19 protein-coding genes are annotated in these 13749 nt (G+C 65.1%); 10 read left to right on the forward strand and 9 right to left on the reverse strand.

Annotation, left to right across the window (positions count from 1 at the left end; genetic code table 11):
* Positions 1-14 precede the first annotated feature (14 nt).
* The 4 genes from ACP97_RS12670 (at position 15) to ACP97_RS12685 (ending at position 4072) form a co-directional block, all read left to right on the forward strand.
* Positions 15-557 carry a poly(R)-hydroxyalkanoic acid synthase subunit PhaE gene (locus ACP97_RS12670; RefSeq protein WP_049998161.1) on the forward strand — a complete coding sequence of 181 codons (543 nt, stop codon included), beginning with the start codon at positions 15-17 and terminating at the stop codon, positions 555-557.
* Positions 557-1954, forward strand: coding sequence for a class III poly(R)-hydroxyalkanoic acid synthase subunit PhaC (phaC, locus tag ACP97_RS12675; protein ID WP_049998162.1), 1398 nt, complete (start codon positions 557-559; stop codon positions 1952-1954). Before ACP97_RS12670 ends, phaC begins: the two co-directional genes overlap by 1 nt.
* A gap of 105 nt (positions 1955-2059) precedes the next feature.
* Entirely contained in the window at positions 2060-3196 is a 1137-nt protein-coding gene (locus ACP97_RS12680) for a glutamate-cysteine ligase family protein (protein ID WP_049998163.1), read from the forward strand.
* A gap of 195 nt (positions 3197-3391) precedes the next feature.
* The gene (locus tag ACP97_RS12685) at positions 3392-4072 is read left to right on the forward strand and encodes a type 1 glutamine amidotransferase (RefSeq protein WP_049998164.1); all 681 of its coding nucleotides are present in this window, start codon (positions 3392-3394) and stop codon (positions 4070-4072) included.
* Between the two features lie 13 nt (positions 4073-4085).
* Here the strand turns inward: ACP97_RS12685 and ACP97_RS12690 are convergent, their stop codons facing one another.
* A complete protein-coding gene (locus ACP97_RS12690) occupies positions 4086-4685 on the reverse strand; it encodes an SCP2 sterol-binding domain-containing protein (protein WP_049998165.1) in 600 nt (199 codons plus the stop codon).
* Between the two features lie 84 nt (positions 4686-4769).
* Here ACP97_RS12690 and ACP97_RS12695 point away from each other — a divergent pair, with 84 nt between their 5' ends.
* Both ACP97_RS12695 and ACP97_RS12700 read left to right on the forward strand, forming a co-directional pair.
* On the forward strand, positions 4770-5933 hold the full coding sequence (locus ACP97_RS12695) for an acyl-CoA dehydrogenase family protein (RefSeq protein WP_049998166.1): 1164 nt from the start codon (positions 4770-4772) through the stop codon (positions 5931-5933).
* Positions 5934-5973: 40 nt separating this feature from the next.
* Positions 5974-6927, forward strand: a complete 954-nt coding sequence (locus tag ACP97_RS12700) for a nucleoside hydrolase (protein WP_049998167.1) — start codon at positions 5974-5976, stop codon at positions 6925-6927.
* Positions 6928-6951: 24 nt separating this feature from the next.
* Here the strand turns inward: ACP97_RS12700 and ACP97_RS12705 are convergent, their stop codons facing one another.
* The 3 genes from ACP97_RS12705 to ACP97_RS12715 are packed head-to-tail and all read right to left on the reverse strand — an operon-like array spanning position 6952 to position 8164.
* Positions 6952-7320 carry a DCC1-like thiol-disulfide oxidoreductase family protein gene (locus ACP97_RS12705; protein WP_049998168.1) on the reverse strand — a complete coding sequence of 123 codons (369 nt, stop codon included), beginning with the start codon at positions 7318-7320 and terminating at the stop codon, positions 6952-6954.
* 56 nt (positions 7321-7376) lie between these two features.
* The gene (locus ACP97_RS12710; protein WP_237561160.1) at positions 7377-7613 is read right to left on the reverse strand and encodes a hypothetical protein; all 237 of its coding nucleotides are present in this window, start codon (positions 7611-7613) and stop codon (positions 7377-7379) included.
* Positions 7614-7672: 59 nt separating this feature from the next.
* On the reverse strand, positions 7673-8164 hold the full coding sequence (locus ACP97_RS12715; RefSeq protein ID WP_049998169.1) for a cupin domain-containing protein: 492 nt from the start codon (positions 8162-8164) through the stop codon (positions 7673-7675).
* A 101-nt stretch (positions 8165-8265) separates the two neighbouring features.
* Here ACP97_RS12715 and ACP97_RS12720 point away from each other — a divergent pair, with 101 nt between their 5' ends.
* Positions 8266-8895: a hypothetical protein gene (locus tag ACP97_RS12720; protein ID WP_049998170.1), complete on the forward strand. Its 630-nt coding sequence runs from the start codon at positions 8266-8268 to the stop codon at positions 8893-8895.
* Positions 8896-8898: 3 nt separating this feature from the next.
* Here ACP97_RS12720 and ACP97_RS20470 read toward each other — a convergent pair whose 3' ends face one another.
* Both ACP97_RS20470 and ACP97_RS12725 read right to left on the reverse strand, forming a co-directional pair.
* Complete coding sequence (locus tag ACP97_RS20470; protein WP_202593609.1) at positions 8899-9066, reverse strand: DUF6757 family protein; 168 nt, start codon at positions 9064-9066, stop codon at positions 8899-8901.
* 77 nt (positions 9067-9143) lie between these two features.
* On the reverse strand, positions 9144-9947 hold the full coding sequence (locus tag ACP97_RS12725; RefSeq protein ID WP_049998171.1) for a PHP domain-containing protein: 804 nt from the start codon (positions 9945-9947) through the stop codon (positions 9144-9146).
* 122 nt (positions 9948-10069) lie between these two features.
* Between ACP97_RS12725 and ACP97_RS12730 the strand changes: the two genes are divergently transcribed.
* The gene (locus tag ACP97_RS12730) at positions 10070-10357 is read left to right on the forward strand and encodes a DUF5789 family protein (protein ID WP_049998172.1); all 288 of its coding nucleotides are present in this window, start codon (positions 10070-10072) and stop codon (positions 10355-10357) included.
* A gap of 1 nt (position 10358) precedes the next feature.
* Here ACP97_RS12730 and ACP97_RS12735 read toward each other — a convergent pair whose 3' ends face one another.
* Entirely contained in the window at positions 10359-11357 is a 999-nt protein-coding gene (locus ACP97_RS12735) for a DUF5784 family protein (protein WP_049998173.1), read from the reverse strand.
* A 127-nt stretch (positions 11358-11484) separates the two neighbouring features.
* On the opposite strand from ACP97_RS12735, the gene ACP97_RS20475 reads away from it, so the two are divergent.
* The gene (locus ACP97_RS20475; protein ID WP_202593610.1) at positions 11485-11649 is read left to right on the forward strand and encodes a DUF5786 family protein; all 165 of its coding nucleotides are present in this window, start codon (positions 11485-11487) and stop codon (positions 11647-11649) included.
* On the opposite strand, the gene ACP97_RS12740 is transcribed toward ACP97_RS20475, so the two are convergent.
* Together ACP97_RS12740 and ACP97_RS12745 are read right to left on the reverse strand one after the other, a co-directional pair.
* A complete protein-coding gene (locus tag ACP97_RS12740) occupies positions 11636-12361 on the reverse strand; it encodes a DUF7530 family protein (protein WP_049998174.1) in 726 nt (241 codons plus the stop codon). The two genes, ACP97_RS20475 and ACP97_RS12740, sit on opposite strands and share 14 nt — an antisense overlap.
* The gene (locus tag ACP97_RS12745) at positions 12361-13287 is read right to left on the reverse strand and encodes an NAD(P)H-binding protein (RefSeq protein ID WP_049998175.1); all 927 of its coding nucleotides are present in this window, start codon (positions 13285-13287) and stop codon (positions 12361-12363) included. The genes ACP97_RS12740 and ACP97_RS12745 overlap by 1 nt, the downstream gene beginning before the upstream one ends.
* 236 nt (positions 13288-13523) lie before the next feature.
* Between ACP97_RS12745 and ACP97_RS12750 the strand changes: the two genes are divergently transcribed.
* A complete protein-coding gene (locus ACP97_RS12750; protein ID WP_049998176.1) occupies positions 13524-13733 on the forward strand; it encodes a DUF7561 family protein in 210 nt (69 codons plus the stop codon).
* Positions 13734-13749: the final 16 nt, after the last annotated feature.

A 13749-nucleotide genomic window follows, 5' to 3' on the forward strand; every position in this document is an offset into this window, starting at 1 on the left:
CACCAATGAGCAGCATGTCCAATACCGACCCCGAGGAGATACAGGAGAACTGGGCGACGATGATGAACGACATGAACGACGCGGTCGCCAAATCGTTCGAGCAGAACATGGAGGCCCAAGCGGCGTTCATGGAGTCGTGGATGGGCGCGTTCGAGGACTCGACGCCCGACGCCGACACGATGGAGGAGGGCATGGCCGGCTACGGCCGCGCCTACGAGGTATGGGTCGAGGCCGCCGAACAGATGAGTTCGCGCATCGCCGACGCCGCCGAGGGCGAGGACGTGAACATGACCGAGTTCCGTGACATCTGGCTCCAGAGCGCCAACGAGGCCTTTTCCGAGGTGATGGGCACGACCGCCTTCGCCGCCGGCACTGGTGAACTGGTCGGCGACATGATGGACCTCCAGCAGGAGGTCGACGACATGAGTCAGGACACCCTCGAAAGCCTCGGCTTCGCCACCCGCGACGACGTCGACGAGGTGGCCGAGCGCCTCATCGAACTCGAACGCCGCCAGCACGAGGTCTCGAAGAAACTCGACCGGCTCCTGGAGGAATAATGAGCGAACGCGACGCGCCGTTCAATCCGTTCACGACGAGTCTCGACGCCCAGCGCCAGACGTTCGAAGCCGCGGCCGACGCCATCGAGAAGACCGAACTCGGTCCCGAGCAGCTGTCGCAGATGGCCTCCGTCGAGGTGGGCCAGACCGAAAGCGACGTGGTCTACACCGAGAACAAACTCGAACTGCTGCACTACGAGCCACGGACCGACGAGCAACACGACGTGCCGATCCTCGTCATCTACGCGCTCATCAACAAGCCGTTCATCCTCGATCTCCAGCCCGATCGGTCGGTGATCCGGCGGCTGCTGGAGGCGGGCTTCGACGTCTACATGATCGACTGGAACGAGCCGTCCAGACTCGACCAACATCTGACGCTCGAGGACTACGTCACTAGATATATCGACAACTGCGTCGACGTCGTGCGCGAGGAGTCGGGACAGGACTCGATCAACGTGCTTGGCTACTGCATGGGCGGGACGATGTCGGCGATGTACGCCGCGCTCAACCCCGAGAAAGTCAGGAATCTCGGTCTGATGGCCGCCGGACTCTGCTTCGACGATACTGGGGGAGTGCTCGAACTCTGGGGCGACGACGAGTACTTCTCGCCCGACGATTTGACCGAGACCTACGGCAACGCTCCCGCCGAGATGCTCGACGTGGGCTTTGCGCTGATGGACCCCGTGTCGAACTACGTCTCGAAGTACGTCCGACTCTACGACAACCTGGAGAACGACGACTTCATCGAGAACTTCGGGCGCATGGAGCGCTGGCTCTCGGAGGGTATTGATGTTGCTGGCGACACGTTCGCCCAGTTCGTCACGGACATCTATCAGGACAACAAGCTCTACAACAACGAACTGTATCTGGGCGACCGACACGTCGACATCGGGAACATCGACATGCCCGTCCTCCAGATCACGGGCGAGTACGACCACCTGATCCCCTCCGAGACGAGCAAACCGTTCAACGACGTCATCGGCAGCGAAGACACGGACGTCATCGAATACCCCACAGGTCACATCGGGCTGTCGGTCTCGGGAAGCTCTCACGCGAACGTCTGGCCCGAGGTCTGTGAGTGGTTCGAGGAGCGCTCACAGGTCGATGCCGAGGACATCGAAATCGAAGATGCGAGCGACGAAGCGGATGCGGCGGTCGATACTCAGGAACCGACCAGCACCCACGACGACACCGAGGAGAGCACGGACGCCGCCGAAGACGATGGAGACGACGTCGAGGGCGTCGAGGGTATCGGCCCGACCTACGCCGACCGTCTGCGCGAGGCGGGCATCGAGACGATCGCCGACCTCGCCGCCGCGGACGTCGAAACGCTGACTGACGCCGCCGAAATACCCGAGAGCCGCGCCGAGGAGTGGCTCGAACAGGTTTCCGACTAATTCGCGGATCGTGTAGTCTAATTTTCATAATAGAGATAACTATAAACGTATCCATCTCGTCGGTCGTGTACAGCCCTGCTTTGCGGGGGTTGGGGGTGAGTTATCATGAAGATAGGAGTCGAAACCGAGTACTGGGTAGTCGATGAAACGGGCGCGCTCCGTGACGGGCGCGAGTTAGTTACCGCACACGAGTGCGTCGAACCCGAGTTCGTCGCCGCGATGATCGAAGTCAAGACGCCACCGGTGGCGAGCGAGTTCGAACTCCGTCACACGCTGCAGTCGACGCTGCAAACGGTGCTCGCTGCGGCCGACGCGGAGGGGTTGCGCCTCGTCCCGCTCGGGACACCCCTTGCCGATGGCTCCTCGCCCATCGTGTGCGAGCGGGGGCGACTCCTCGAACGCATCTATGGGGACGGACTGAAGCCCGCGACGCAGTGTGCGGGGACACACGTCCACTTCGACGCCGGCAACGTCGCGCGACAGGTGAACCTCCTCACCGCGCTCGACCCCGCGCTCGCGCTCGTGAGTTCGTCGCCGTACTACGCCGGTGAGGGACTCGCGGCCGCCTCGCGCCCGCACGCCTATCGCACGCTATGTGGCGAGGAGTTCGTTCGATTCCGGGACCTCTGGGAGTACACGACGGACGTCGCGGCGTGGGACGACCGACTCGCCGCGTCCTACGAGGCGTTCCGTGCGCTCGCCCTCGACCGCGGCGTCACGGAGCAGGAGTTCGGGGCCCACTTCCGGCCCGAAGACGCCATCATGGCCCCGATTCGGGTGCGACGTGACTTCCCGACCGTCGAGTGGCGAGCACCGGACACGACGCTTCCCTCGCAGGTCGTGAAACTGACCACCGACGTCTCGCGGCTCGTCGCCCAGACCGCGGTCAAGCCGGTCGAGATCGGCGACCCGGGCGTCGGCCCCCAGCGCATCCGCGTTCCGGCCTTCGAGGACCTCACGGAACTCACGACGGCGGCGATCGAGGACGGTCTCGACTCGCCGGCGGTCTGGACGTATCTCGAACGGATGTCGATCGACCCGCGGGAGTACCGGCCGATCGCGGCGGAGATCGAACGCCGCTCCAGCATCACCGTCCCCGAAGCACGACGAATCCGGCTCGAATACGCCGACCGACTCGAAGACGACGTGCGAACGCTGCTGCGTGGTACCGAAATGCAGCGCTCCCGGAGCGCTTCGATGGGGTGGTCTCGAGCTACGACCGATCGGCTGGAGTCGTGGTGACGGTCGGACCACGACCGTAATCGACGGGCGACCGCAGCGTCACGGACACGCTTGCGGCTGCGGAGGGTTCGCGCCACACTCCCGAATCGTGTAACCCATTGAAACGTCGAACACGGCTCGTCGAGTGTGCAACGGGAAACACTCTGCGGGGAACACAACGTACAATAGGCAGGAGTGCCAAGCATTGGCAGTTAGATGCGTCGGCCCCGGATCGCACTCCTCAACGCCTCACAAGCACCCTCCACACCGCGAAACTTCCGTCGAGAACTCGACGCCGACCTCGTCGAGTTCGACGTTCATCGGGACCTGCCCGACACGTTCGCCTTCGATGCCGCGGTCGTCACCGGTTCGCGTGCCTCCGTCTACTGGGACGAACCGTGGATCGATTCGCTCACCGAGTGGGTGAGCGAAGCCCACGACCGAGGACTCCCCATCCTCGGCATCTGTTTCGGCCATCAGCTGCTCGCCGAAGCGCTCGGGGGAACGGTCGAGGACATGGGTGAGTACGAGATCGGCTACCGCGAGGTCGACGGCGACGGACCCCTTTTCGATGGCTCGGTGACGGTCTTTACGACCCACTCCGACACCGTGACTGAACTCCCACCCGGTGCGGAGCAAACCGCCGACAACGACTACGGGATCCACGGCTTCCGCGTCGGGAACGCCTTCGGCGTGCAGTTCCACCCCGAATACGACATGGACACGGCCGAGAGCGTGACCCGCGGGAAGGACCTTCCAGACGACCGTATTCGAACCGTTCTCGATGGCATCACCGAGGCGAACTACGCGAAGGCCTGCGAGGCAAAGGGGCTGTTCGAGAACTTCACCGAACTCGTCCGTACGGCCGCCGACCGACCGGCGAGCCACACCGCGTAGGCCCATCCCGACGTCAGCCGAACAGATGCGTGGTCTCGACTTCTGCCGCGATGTCGCCCAGCAGGGCGGTCGCGTCCGAATACTGGAGGATCTTCTGCATGTCGCCCTCGACTGCCAGGTCGCCACTCATCACGGCCGGGATGGGTTCGACCTCGCCGTCGACCAGCCCACGCCACGTCTCGTGAGTCCCGCGGAGCCTGAATCCCACGTCGCGTTCGGTGGGATCCTCGACGACGCCGATCTCCTCGCAGCCGCCGTCCTTCAGCCCGACGAAGGCGTAGATCGTGCCGTCGGTGATATCCTCGTCGAGTTGGCGCATGAGGTCGCGGCTCGTCTCCGGCATCTCGTCTCTCACGTCGTCGTCGATGAGGTCGTTCGCCGTCTCCAGTGGGATGTCCGCGAGTTGGTCTCGTAACTGGTCGGGCAGGCCCGCCATCGCTTCCTCCGGGAGATCGCCGAGGGTCGTCTCGTCGAGGGGCAGGTCGGTGATGACGAAGTAGATGTCGCCGTCGAAATCGACGCCCCAGCCCGCGCCGGCCTCGTCGAGTTCGTCGCTGTCGTCGAGGTGTGTCTTGTACTCGTCCAGCCACTGTTCGGTGGGATAGAGCGGCATTCGTCCGTCCATCGACGGAGACGGGCAAAGCGATTGCGCGCCGCATACGGGGAGATTTATCAGGGTCTGCCGTGTAGGTCGTTCATGCTCGACTACGTGGGACTGGAGACCGACCTCGACCAGGAAGAGCGGATGATCCGTGACACAGCGAGGGAATTCGTCGAGGAGCAGGTGAACCCGGACATCGGCGAGCACTTCGAGAACGGCACCTTCCCCGACGAACTGATCTCCGAGATGGGCGAACTGGGGTTCTACGCACCCAACCTGGAAGGTTACGGCCTGCCGAACGTCTCGGAGACTGCCTACGGACTCCTGATGCAGGAACTCGAAGCGGGCGACTCGGGCATCCGCTCGATGGCGAGCGTGCAGGGTGCGCTGGTGATGTATCCCATCCACGCCTTCGGTTCCGACGAGCAGAAGGAGGAGTGGCTCGCCGATCTCGGGACCGGCGAGAAGATCGGCTGTTTCGGGCTGACCGAACCCGAGCACGGCTCCAATCCTTCCGCAATGGAGACGCGCGCCGAGAAAGACGGCGACGAGTACGTGCTCTCCGGCTCGAAGACGTGGATTACCAATTCCCCGATTGCGGACGTCGCCGTCGTCTGGGCGCGCGACACCTCCGCCGAGGACTCACCGGTCAGAGGGTTTCTGGTCGAGACCGACCGCGACGGCGTCAGTACGAACAAGATCGACGAGAAGCTCTCGATGCGCGCCTCCGTGACCGGCGAAATCGGCCTCTCGAACGTCAGAGTTCCTGAGGAGAACGTCCTGCCGGGCGTCGAGGGGATGAAAGGGCCGCTGTCGTGTCTCACGCAGGCCAGATACGGCATCACGTGGGGTGCAGTCGGCGCGGCCCGGGACTGCTTCGAGACTGCCCGTGACTACGCGACCGACCGCGAGCAGTTCGACAAGCCCATCGCGAGTTTCCAGCTCCAGCAGGGCAAACTCGCCGAGATGGCGACTCAAATCACGACCGCACAGCTGCTTTCGCATCGGTTGGCCGACCTCAAGGAACGCGGCGACCTCAGACCACAGCAGGTCTCGATGGCCAAATACAACAACGTCAGCATGGCGCGCGACCAGGCCAGAGTCGCCCGCGAGATGCTCGGCGGCAACGGGATCACCACCGATTATTCGCCGATGCGCCACCTCGCCAACCTCGAAACGGTCTACACCTACGAGGGCACCCACGACATCCACGCGCTGATCCTCGGCCAAGATCTGACCGGAATCGCGGCCTTCGAGTAGCGGGGTGAACTGTTAAGAGGCGGCCATCCATTTGCGGTCCATGACCCGCCGGGTTCTCCTCGATACCGACACCGCCGGTGACGACACGCAGGCCATCCTGCTCGCGGCGCTCGCCGATTCCATCGACCTCGAAGCGCTCACCATCGTCGCGGGCAACGTCCCCTTCGAGTACGAGGTTGAGAACGCCAAATACAGTCTCGACCTCGCGGACGCCACCGACGTGCCGGTTTATGAGGGCGCGCGCACGCCGCTGGTCAAGGGTATCGAGCACGCGACCCACGTCCACGGCGAGGGCGGTCTCGGTGGCGACCTCGTCGCCGACACCGACATCCCTTCGGCCGATGGTCACGCCGTCGACGCCATCGTCGAAACCCTTCGTGACTCGCCCGGCGAGGTGACGCTCGTCTGTATTGGCCCGCTCACCAATATCGCGCTCGCGCTCCGGCGCGAACCCGACCTGAACGACCTCGCCGACGAGATCTGGGTCATGGGCGGGGCTATCGGTACGTTCGGCAACGACACGCCGGCCGCCGAGTTCAACTTCTGGGTCGACCCCGACGCGGCGAAAGTGGTACTGAACGAGTGCGACGTCACGCTCGTCGATTGGGGCCTCTGTCTCCGACGGGGGACCTTCGACGCCGACACGCTCGCCCGCCTCGATGCTGGCGACACGCCGTATGCCGACTTCTTCATCGAAATCACGAAACAGGTCCGCGAGATGAACCGCGAGCGGCGGGGCGAACCGGCCACGACACAGCCCGACCTGCTCACCGCCGCCTGCGTCCTCCATCCCGAACTCGTCACCGAGACCGAGACGCTGTACGTGGACGTCGACGAACGCGAGGGGATGACGCGCGGGTACAGCCTCGCCGACGTTCACGGCATCACCGACGGCGAGCCACGCACACGAGTCGTGCGCGACGTCGACGCCGACCTGTTCGAGACGATGGCGACGGACATGATTCTGCACGGCGACCCCGAGCGCTCGCTGTGAGTCTGGAGATGGGTTCTCGTCCGGTCAGCGCCGTACCGGCGGGTCGGCGCTCACGACCTTTCCCAACTGGTCGCGGTGGTCGGCGACGAACCGGTAGGCGTCCTCGCGGAAGCGCTCGTAATCGGCGAACCCACTCAAGAAATTGAACGGCTCGGCCGGGAGTTTTCCAGTGCGCACCAGTACTTCCTCGGTGGCCCTACCACACGAATACACCCTGTCGTCGGCGATGAGGTGGACACACTCCTCGTAGTCGTCGGGCAGGCGGCGCTGTTCGTCGGGCGTGAGTTCGGCGAATCCGACGGGTTCGAACTCGCCGTTCCGCACGGCCCAGTCGGCACACCACGTACAGAACCCGCAGTCGTCGTCGTAGACGAGTCGCGGCTGTTCGGTCATGGCCCCACTTGCACTCGTGTCCGAAAAATACCGTCGGTTCCGTCGGTGCTGCCGGTTCAGTGCGTTCCTTGGAGGTGGACGCCGTCGTCGTCGACGGTATCGACCATCTCGTCGCGCAGCGCGTAGGTGTCGTCGTCGGTGTCGCCGAAGCCGAGACTCGACTTCACCTCGTCGGTGAGACCGGGGTCGAGGTCGACGTAGGCCGTGTCGTCCTCAACGGTGGCGACCGTCCCCACTTCGTCGCCGTGGGCGTCGTAGACGTCCATCCCGGAATCGATGTCGTTTGTATCCATCATTGCAGGCACACAAACGGATGGCAACGGGCTATGGGTTGTGCCGTCGAGTGCAAGCCTCACTCCTCGCCGGCGACGTCTTCCCAGAAATCGAGACGGTCGTCTTCCCGGAAGAACCCCGACAGCACGCGCTCGTTTTCGTCGCCACCGGGCGGCGTGCCGGCGTAGACGCCGAGCGCGTCCGCGTCGGGATAGCCCACGACATCGGGTTCGTCCATCGTCGAGATCACGAGATACCGAAGCAGCTCTTCGGCATCGTTGACGACGCGGTGGGCACTCTCTTCACCCGTGGGGAAGGCGACGTACGTGCCCGGTGCGAGATCGCGCTCCTCGTCGTTCACTCTGAGTGTTCCGGTACCGGCGAGGACGTACAGCGCCTCCTCGTTGCTCGTGTGGTAGTGATACGGCCACGCGCGCTCGCCGGCCGGGAGTTCATAGAGGCTACAGCCGATGTCCTCGCTGCCGGCGGCCGCCCCGAGCTGTCTGCGTCGGAAGCCAGTGTCGTCGGGTCCGATATCCTGCCACTCGACGTCGGTTTCGTCGATGCGCATCGGGCGATGGGAGGCGCGTCCGACGCATAGTCGTTGTCCCCGTATAGTGGTCCGCGCATGACCGGCCGAGGGGTTATACGCCCGGTCCTCACAGGAATGGCATGCGACGCCGGGAAGCACTCGTCACGCTTGCGGCCGTCGGCACGACCGGCTGTCTCGGCGGCGTGCGCTCGTCGCTCGGTCTCGACGGCGACGAGCCTCCGAAACCCGTTTCACCCACCAAACCGCTCGGCCAGTACGACTGCCCGAAGTTCCAGAATCTGGACTTCGACGCCGTTACGCGCACGATCTGCTACCGCGAGGACGACGACGGGCCGAAGGCCATCACCTACACGGCCTCGAAACGGGAAGCACACCTCCCGCCGGACCTCGTCGAATTCACGGTCAAGCGGGTCGGGTCGGGTGCGGCCTTCTACGTCACCTCTGGTGGTCTCGTGACCCGCCTCACCGAGGAGGGCTGGCGGCTCGTCGCACCCACGAGCGGGGCGAGCGCCGACGAGGCCAACCCGGTCGCGCTCCGCTCTGGCGAGTCGTATACCTGGACTGTGGGAATCGGCGGCGAGGCCCCCAACGAGAAGGCCGCCGGCAACGTGCTCCGCCTCGGCGACGTCGGTCCCGGCGTCTACGCCTTCCGGGCGCGCGGGCGCGTCGACGACGGCATCACCGACGCCACGGACATCGACGTCGCCCACGCGATGCTGTTCACGGTGCGGAAACCGAGTGGAGAATAAACATCAGAATTCCGAGCGGTCGATGTCGAGTTCGTCCTGCAGGCCGGCGAGCGCGTCGTCGTCTGCGAGTTCGCTGAGTCGTTCGCGGAGATGTTCGCGGCAGAGGCCGACTTTCAGAGAATCCTTTTCGACGGCGACGGCGGCCTCGCGGTCGCAGTAGTGACACTGCATCAGCCGTGTTTGGGGGCGACGGGCATTGAACCCTCCGCTATCCTGTTAGCGAGAGTGCCTTTCGGCCGGCGGTCGGTTCACGACCGGACTTCCGCGAGCGACGCCGACAGCCGCTCGTCGAACGCGCCGTATTCCTCAACGTCGAGTCCGGCACGGCCGAGGGTGTCGTCGTGGGCGTCGCTGCCGCCGGTCGCGAGCAATCCATACTGTTCGATTGCGCGCTCCACAGGCGAGCAATCGACCGAGCGGCCGTAGTCGTAGTGGCGCTCGACGGCATCGACGTGTGGCGATTCGGTGAGCGCGAGCGCGCTCTCGGGGTCGCCGTAGCGAAGCGGGTGGGCGAGCGAGACCACGCCACACGACTCGGCGAGAAGGGCGGCCCCGCGCTCGAAGGTTGGGAGGTCACGGGCGACGAAACACGGGCAGTCGTTGCCGATGACGTCGGCGAACGCTTCCTGATAATCGTAGTCCGTGCTGTCGGCGATGGCACGGGCGATGTGCGGGCGGCCGATGCCCTCGGTCGATTCGAGCGCGAGATCGCAGTCGAGGCGCTCCTCCACGCAATCGATGATGGCTCGCCCGCGCTCGATGCGATCCTTTTGGAGGCGATCGAGTTCCGTGCGGAAGTCGCTGGTCGGTTCCACGCCGTAGCCCAACAGGTCGACCTGCCCGCTCCCGGTCTCGACGCGGAGTTCGATGCCGTGAACCACCGCTATTCCGTCGCAGTCGTCGGTCGGCGCGTCGAGAGCGGGGTGGAGGCGTTCGTGGTCGGTGATAGCGACCACCTCGACGCCGGCCGTATGGGCCGCTGCGGGGACCTCGGCGAGTTGCATCGTCCCATCGGAGTTCGTCGTGTGGACGTGGAGGTCGGCGACGGGCATGCTCGCCAAAAACGGGCCGCGGATAAGTCCGTTCTGGGCGATACGGTTCCCTAGATGAACTATTAGGTTCGGGGCAGAGTCTCCAGACAACGTTTATGATGGTTCGACCATCCTCATCGACCATGCGGTTCATGACCGATATCGACGAGCGGCTCGATGCACACAGCTATCCCGCCACGACCGGCGAACTCATCGACGCCCACGGCGACCTCGAACTCGCGCTACCGAACGGGACCGAGACCCTCGGCGACGCACTCGGTCGGGTGGAGTCCACGACCTTCGAGACGGCCGAGGAGGCACGGCTCACGGCCTACAGCGCACTCGGCGAGGAAGCGATCGGTCGCAAGCACTACTCCGACCGCGACCCGACGGCGCTCGGCGTCGAGGGTCACGAACCGGTCTCGCTCTGAATCACGGATCGATGCCGACCGCGGCGAGGTCGAGCGCCACCTCGCCATCACAGTAGCCCGCAATGGAGCCGTCCGGTCGCGCACGGAAGACGACCGCCGGGCGGTGGCCCACCGCCGACCGTTCGCCGGCGAGGGCGGCCCATTCGTCGTCGCGGAAGGAACTACAATCGACGAACAGTATGGTTTCGGGATGGGCGGCGAGCTGACCGTCGGTCTTCGAGCGCGCCGTCTCGCGGGCGGCCGCGGTCGGCGTGTCGGCGGCCCGGCCGGTCGGGCGGCCCGGTCGCGTGACCTCGACGAGCGCGCTCTCGCCGTTTTTCGTCGCCCGGAAATCGAGCGCGTAGCCCGAGTCCATCTCGATTTCGGGTTCCGGGGCGTAGCCGGCGTCGGCGAGGACTTTCGCGGCGTTGAACTCGCCCATCGTCGCGCTCATGCGGGTGCTGTCGACGTGTTCGCTAGTGCCGAGTTTCGCGGCCATCGTGTAGCGCTCGTCGTCGAAGACGCCTGTCGAGAGGAAGCGCTCGTAGAAGGCGAGTGCGTCGTCGCGGTCGGCGTCGGGAAAGCCCGCGGCGTGGTCGGCGAAGAAGGCCCGCGAACTCCGGCGACCGTCCTTCGAGAAGAGCACGGGAAGGAAGAACCACGCGAGATGTCGATAGCGAGCGAGCCACGGGTCCTGGAGTTCGAGTTCGGCGAGCAGTTCGCGCTGTGCCCAGCGCGCGACCGGATAGGCCACCTCGTCGAAACTGTATTTGTCGGTGCGCCAGAGCGCTTCCGGGGTCTGGGTGTTGCCGAGCCAGTAGGCGTCGTCGCCCCAGACGAAGAGCGCGCGGTCGCCGTTGTCCATTTCGAGCCGTCGAGCGTCGTAGCCACCGGGCGGTTTGAACCACGGGGTGGTGAGCCGCGCGCCGATGGTGGCGTCGAGCGGCTCGTAGAGGTCCCGTCGCAGGCGAGCGCCGTCCCAGTGCTCGTGCGACAGACGGAAGCGAAGCGGTCCAGCCACGCTCTTTGTCGGCGTTCCGGGCGTTTATCCGTGTCGATAGCGCCGTTCGGCGGCGATTCACCCGAATCCGAACCACCGATACATTCATGGTCGTGAATGAACAATCGTATCGTGTATCACTATGTCAATGGGTGCCTATGACGCGGCCGAACACCAGCGCCGTGAGGAGAAAGCGAGTGCGGTCGATACGAGCAGTGACGACGACCGCACCGACTACGAGGGAACCGTTGAGTACGACATCACGGACGCCGAGGACCTCCTCGCACAGTTCCGCGAGATCAAATCGCGGTAGCGCCCGCGCTGCCCTCCCCGCCTCGCCACAGCAACCACATCGAGACGCACGTCACCACGAGCACCGCCGCGACGTGGGCGAGCAACACCGCGAGGAGTACCGGGAAGTCGAGCACGAACGGCACCAGTAGCAGTTGGAGTAGGCCGAACGCGATGGTCTCGGCGTCGGCCCGGAGGAAGGTCCTCGTCGTTGCGGCGTCGAACGTGTAGCGATAGGAGCGCCAGACCGCCGTGACGGTCGCCCACCACCCAGTACCGATGCGATAGCAGACGTCCCAGAGCACGAGGAGGAGGAAGTAGACGACCAAGACCGGTGGATTCGGCCCGAGCAGGCGGTCGAGAAACGGTGCGCGCCCGGTCGCGGGGTTGGGCACGAACAGGTAGGTAAGCATCGCGCTGAAGGCGAGCACGGCGAGGACGACCTCCATGTTCGAGCCGAAGAGCAGGCGGCGGTAGGCTCCCGGCATCTCGACGCTGCGGATGCGCCGGGCGACACGGACCATCTCGATCGAGCCGATGCCGGCGACGAAGACGGCCGCGCTCCCCGCGAGCGCGACGTTCCAGAGGTCGTAGTACCACGCGAGGACGACCACGCCTACCTCGAAGATACCGAGTTGAATGGCGAGCGCGAGCGTCGTCGAGACGTGAATGCCCGGAAGCGCGCCGACGATGCTCTCGTAGGTCCACGTCTCGCCGAACTCGGGACCCGCCATCAGTCGGCCCGCACGCGCGCCGTGAGGCGTTCGGGGTCGGGTTCAGGGGCCTTCCCGAACGCGCGCTCGACGGCCGTCTCGAAGTCGGTGCGCTCGAAGGGGAGCAGCTCCTCGATGCGCTCGTCGGTGACGACGACGCGGTTCTTCAATCCGAGAATCAGCGGGCGAGCGACCGATTTGGGAACGTCGGTGACGAGGTCGACCCAGTACGTCGAGAGACTCGGCGAGAGCACCGGAACGGGGATGATGTACAGGGGCCGGCCCGCGACCGCGGCCGTGCGCCGGAGCAACTGCTGGTAGGTGAGCACCTCCGGCCCGCCGATCTCGTACGTTTTTCCTGCGGTTTCGGACACGTCGAGCACGCCGACAAGATAGGTCACGACGTCCGCGATGGCGATGGGTTGGCACTCGGTGCGTACCCACTGTGGAGTAACCATCACCGGCAGGCGGTGGACCAGTTGGTCGATCATGTTGAAACTCGACGAGCCGTCGCCGACGATGATGGCCGCTCGAAGCGTCGTGAGGTCGAACTCGCCCCGTTCGAGGATGGTCTCGACCTCGCGGCGCGACTGGAGGTGTTTCGAGAGGCGCTCGCGCGTCTCGCCAAGCCCGCCGAGATAGACGACCCGCTCGATGCCGGACTCGCTCGCCGCGCGCTGGAAGTTGTGGGCGGCCTTCCGGTCGCGGGCGGCGAAATCGGTGCCCGACCCCATCGAGTGGATGAGGTAGTAGGCGCTCTCGATGTCGTCGAGGGCGTGCTCGAAACTGCCGGGGTCGAGGATGTCGCCTTCCCTCACTTCCTCGGCCGGCCCGTCGTAGTCGTCGGCGTCGCGGGTGAGCACGACGACCTCGTGGCCCGCCGTGAGGAGGGCGGGCACGAGCCGACTGCCCACGAAGCCCGTCGCACCGGTGACCAGAACGCGCATGTGACGTCGAGTAGCGGACGGGTCATAAGTTCACGCTCGGCGGTAGCGAACGCACCGCGCGAATCGGCTGGGGAGGCGTGTGGGCGGTTGCGGGGCGGTGGCGGTCTCTCGCTTGATGCAGGACTCGTGCTGTGCCAAGTAGCGGTTGCTGCCGACCAACTCAATCACAAGCAGGCTGCTCCACGGTCACGACACTGTCGAGAAAGGGCTATCCGCCCTCGAACCCGTTCGTGGACATGGCCACCGAGTCGTGTGACGGCTGCGGGCGTGCGGTGCAGATCGCTGGTGGGGTCGCCAACCTCTGGACGTTCGGCGGCGATAGAGGTGAAGGCCTCACGCTCGAATTCGAGGACGGCTCGGAGCGTTTCCTCTGCTACGACTGTATCGAGGAACTTCCCGAGAACCCCTGTGCGGACGATGTCACAGCCCTCGACGAGCGCGTGTAGCGTCCTCGGTACGTGT

Source organism: Halococcus sediminicola (assembly GCF_000755245.1).
Lineage (GTDB): Archaea > Halobacteriota > Halobacteria > Halobacteriales > Halococcaceae > Halococcus > Halococcus sediminicola.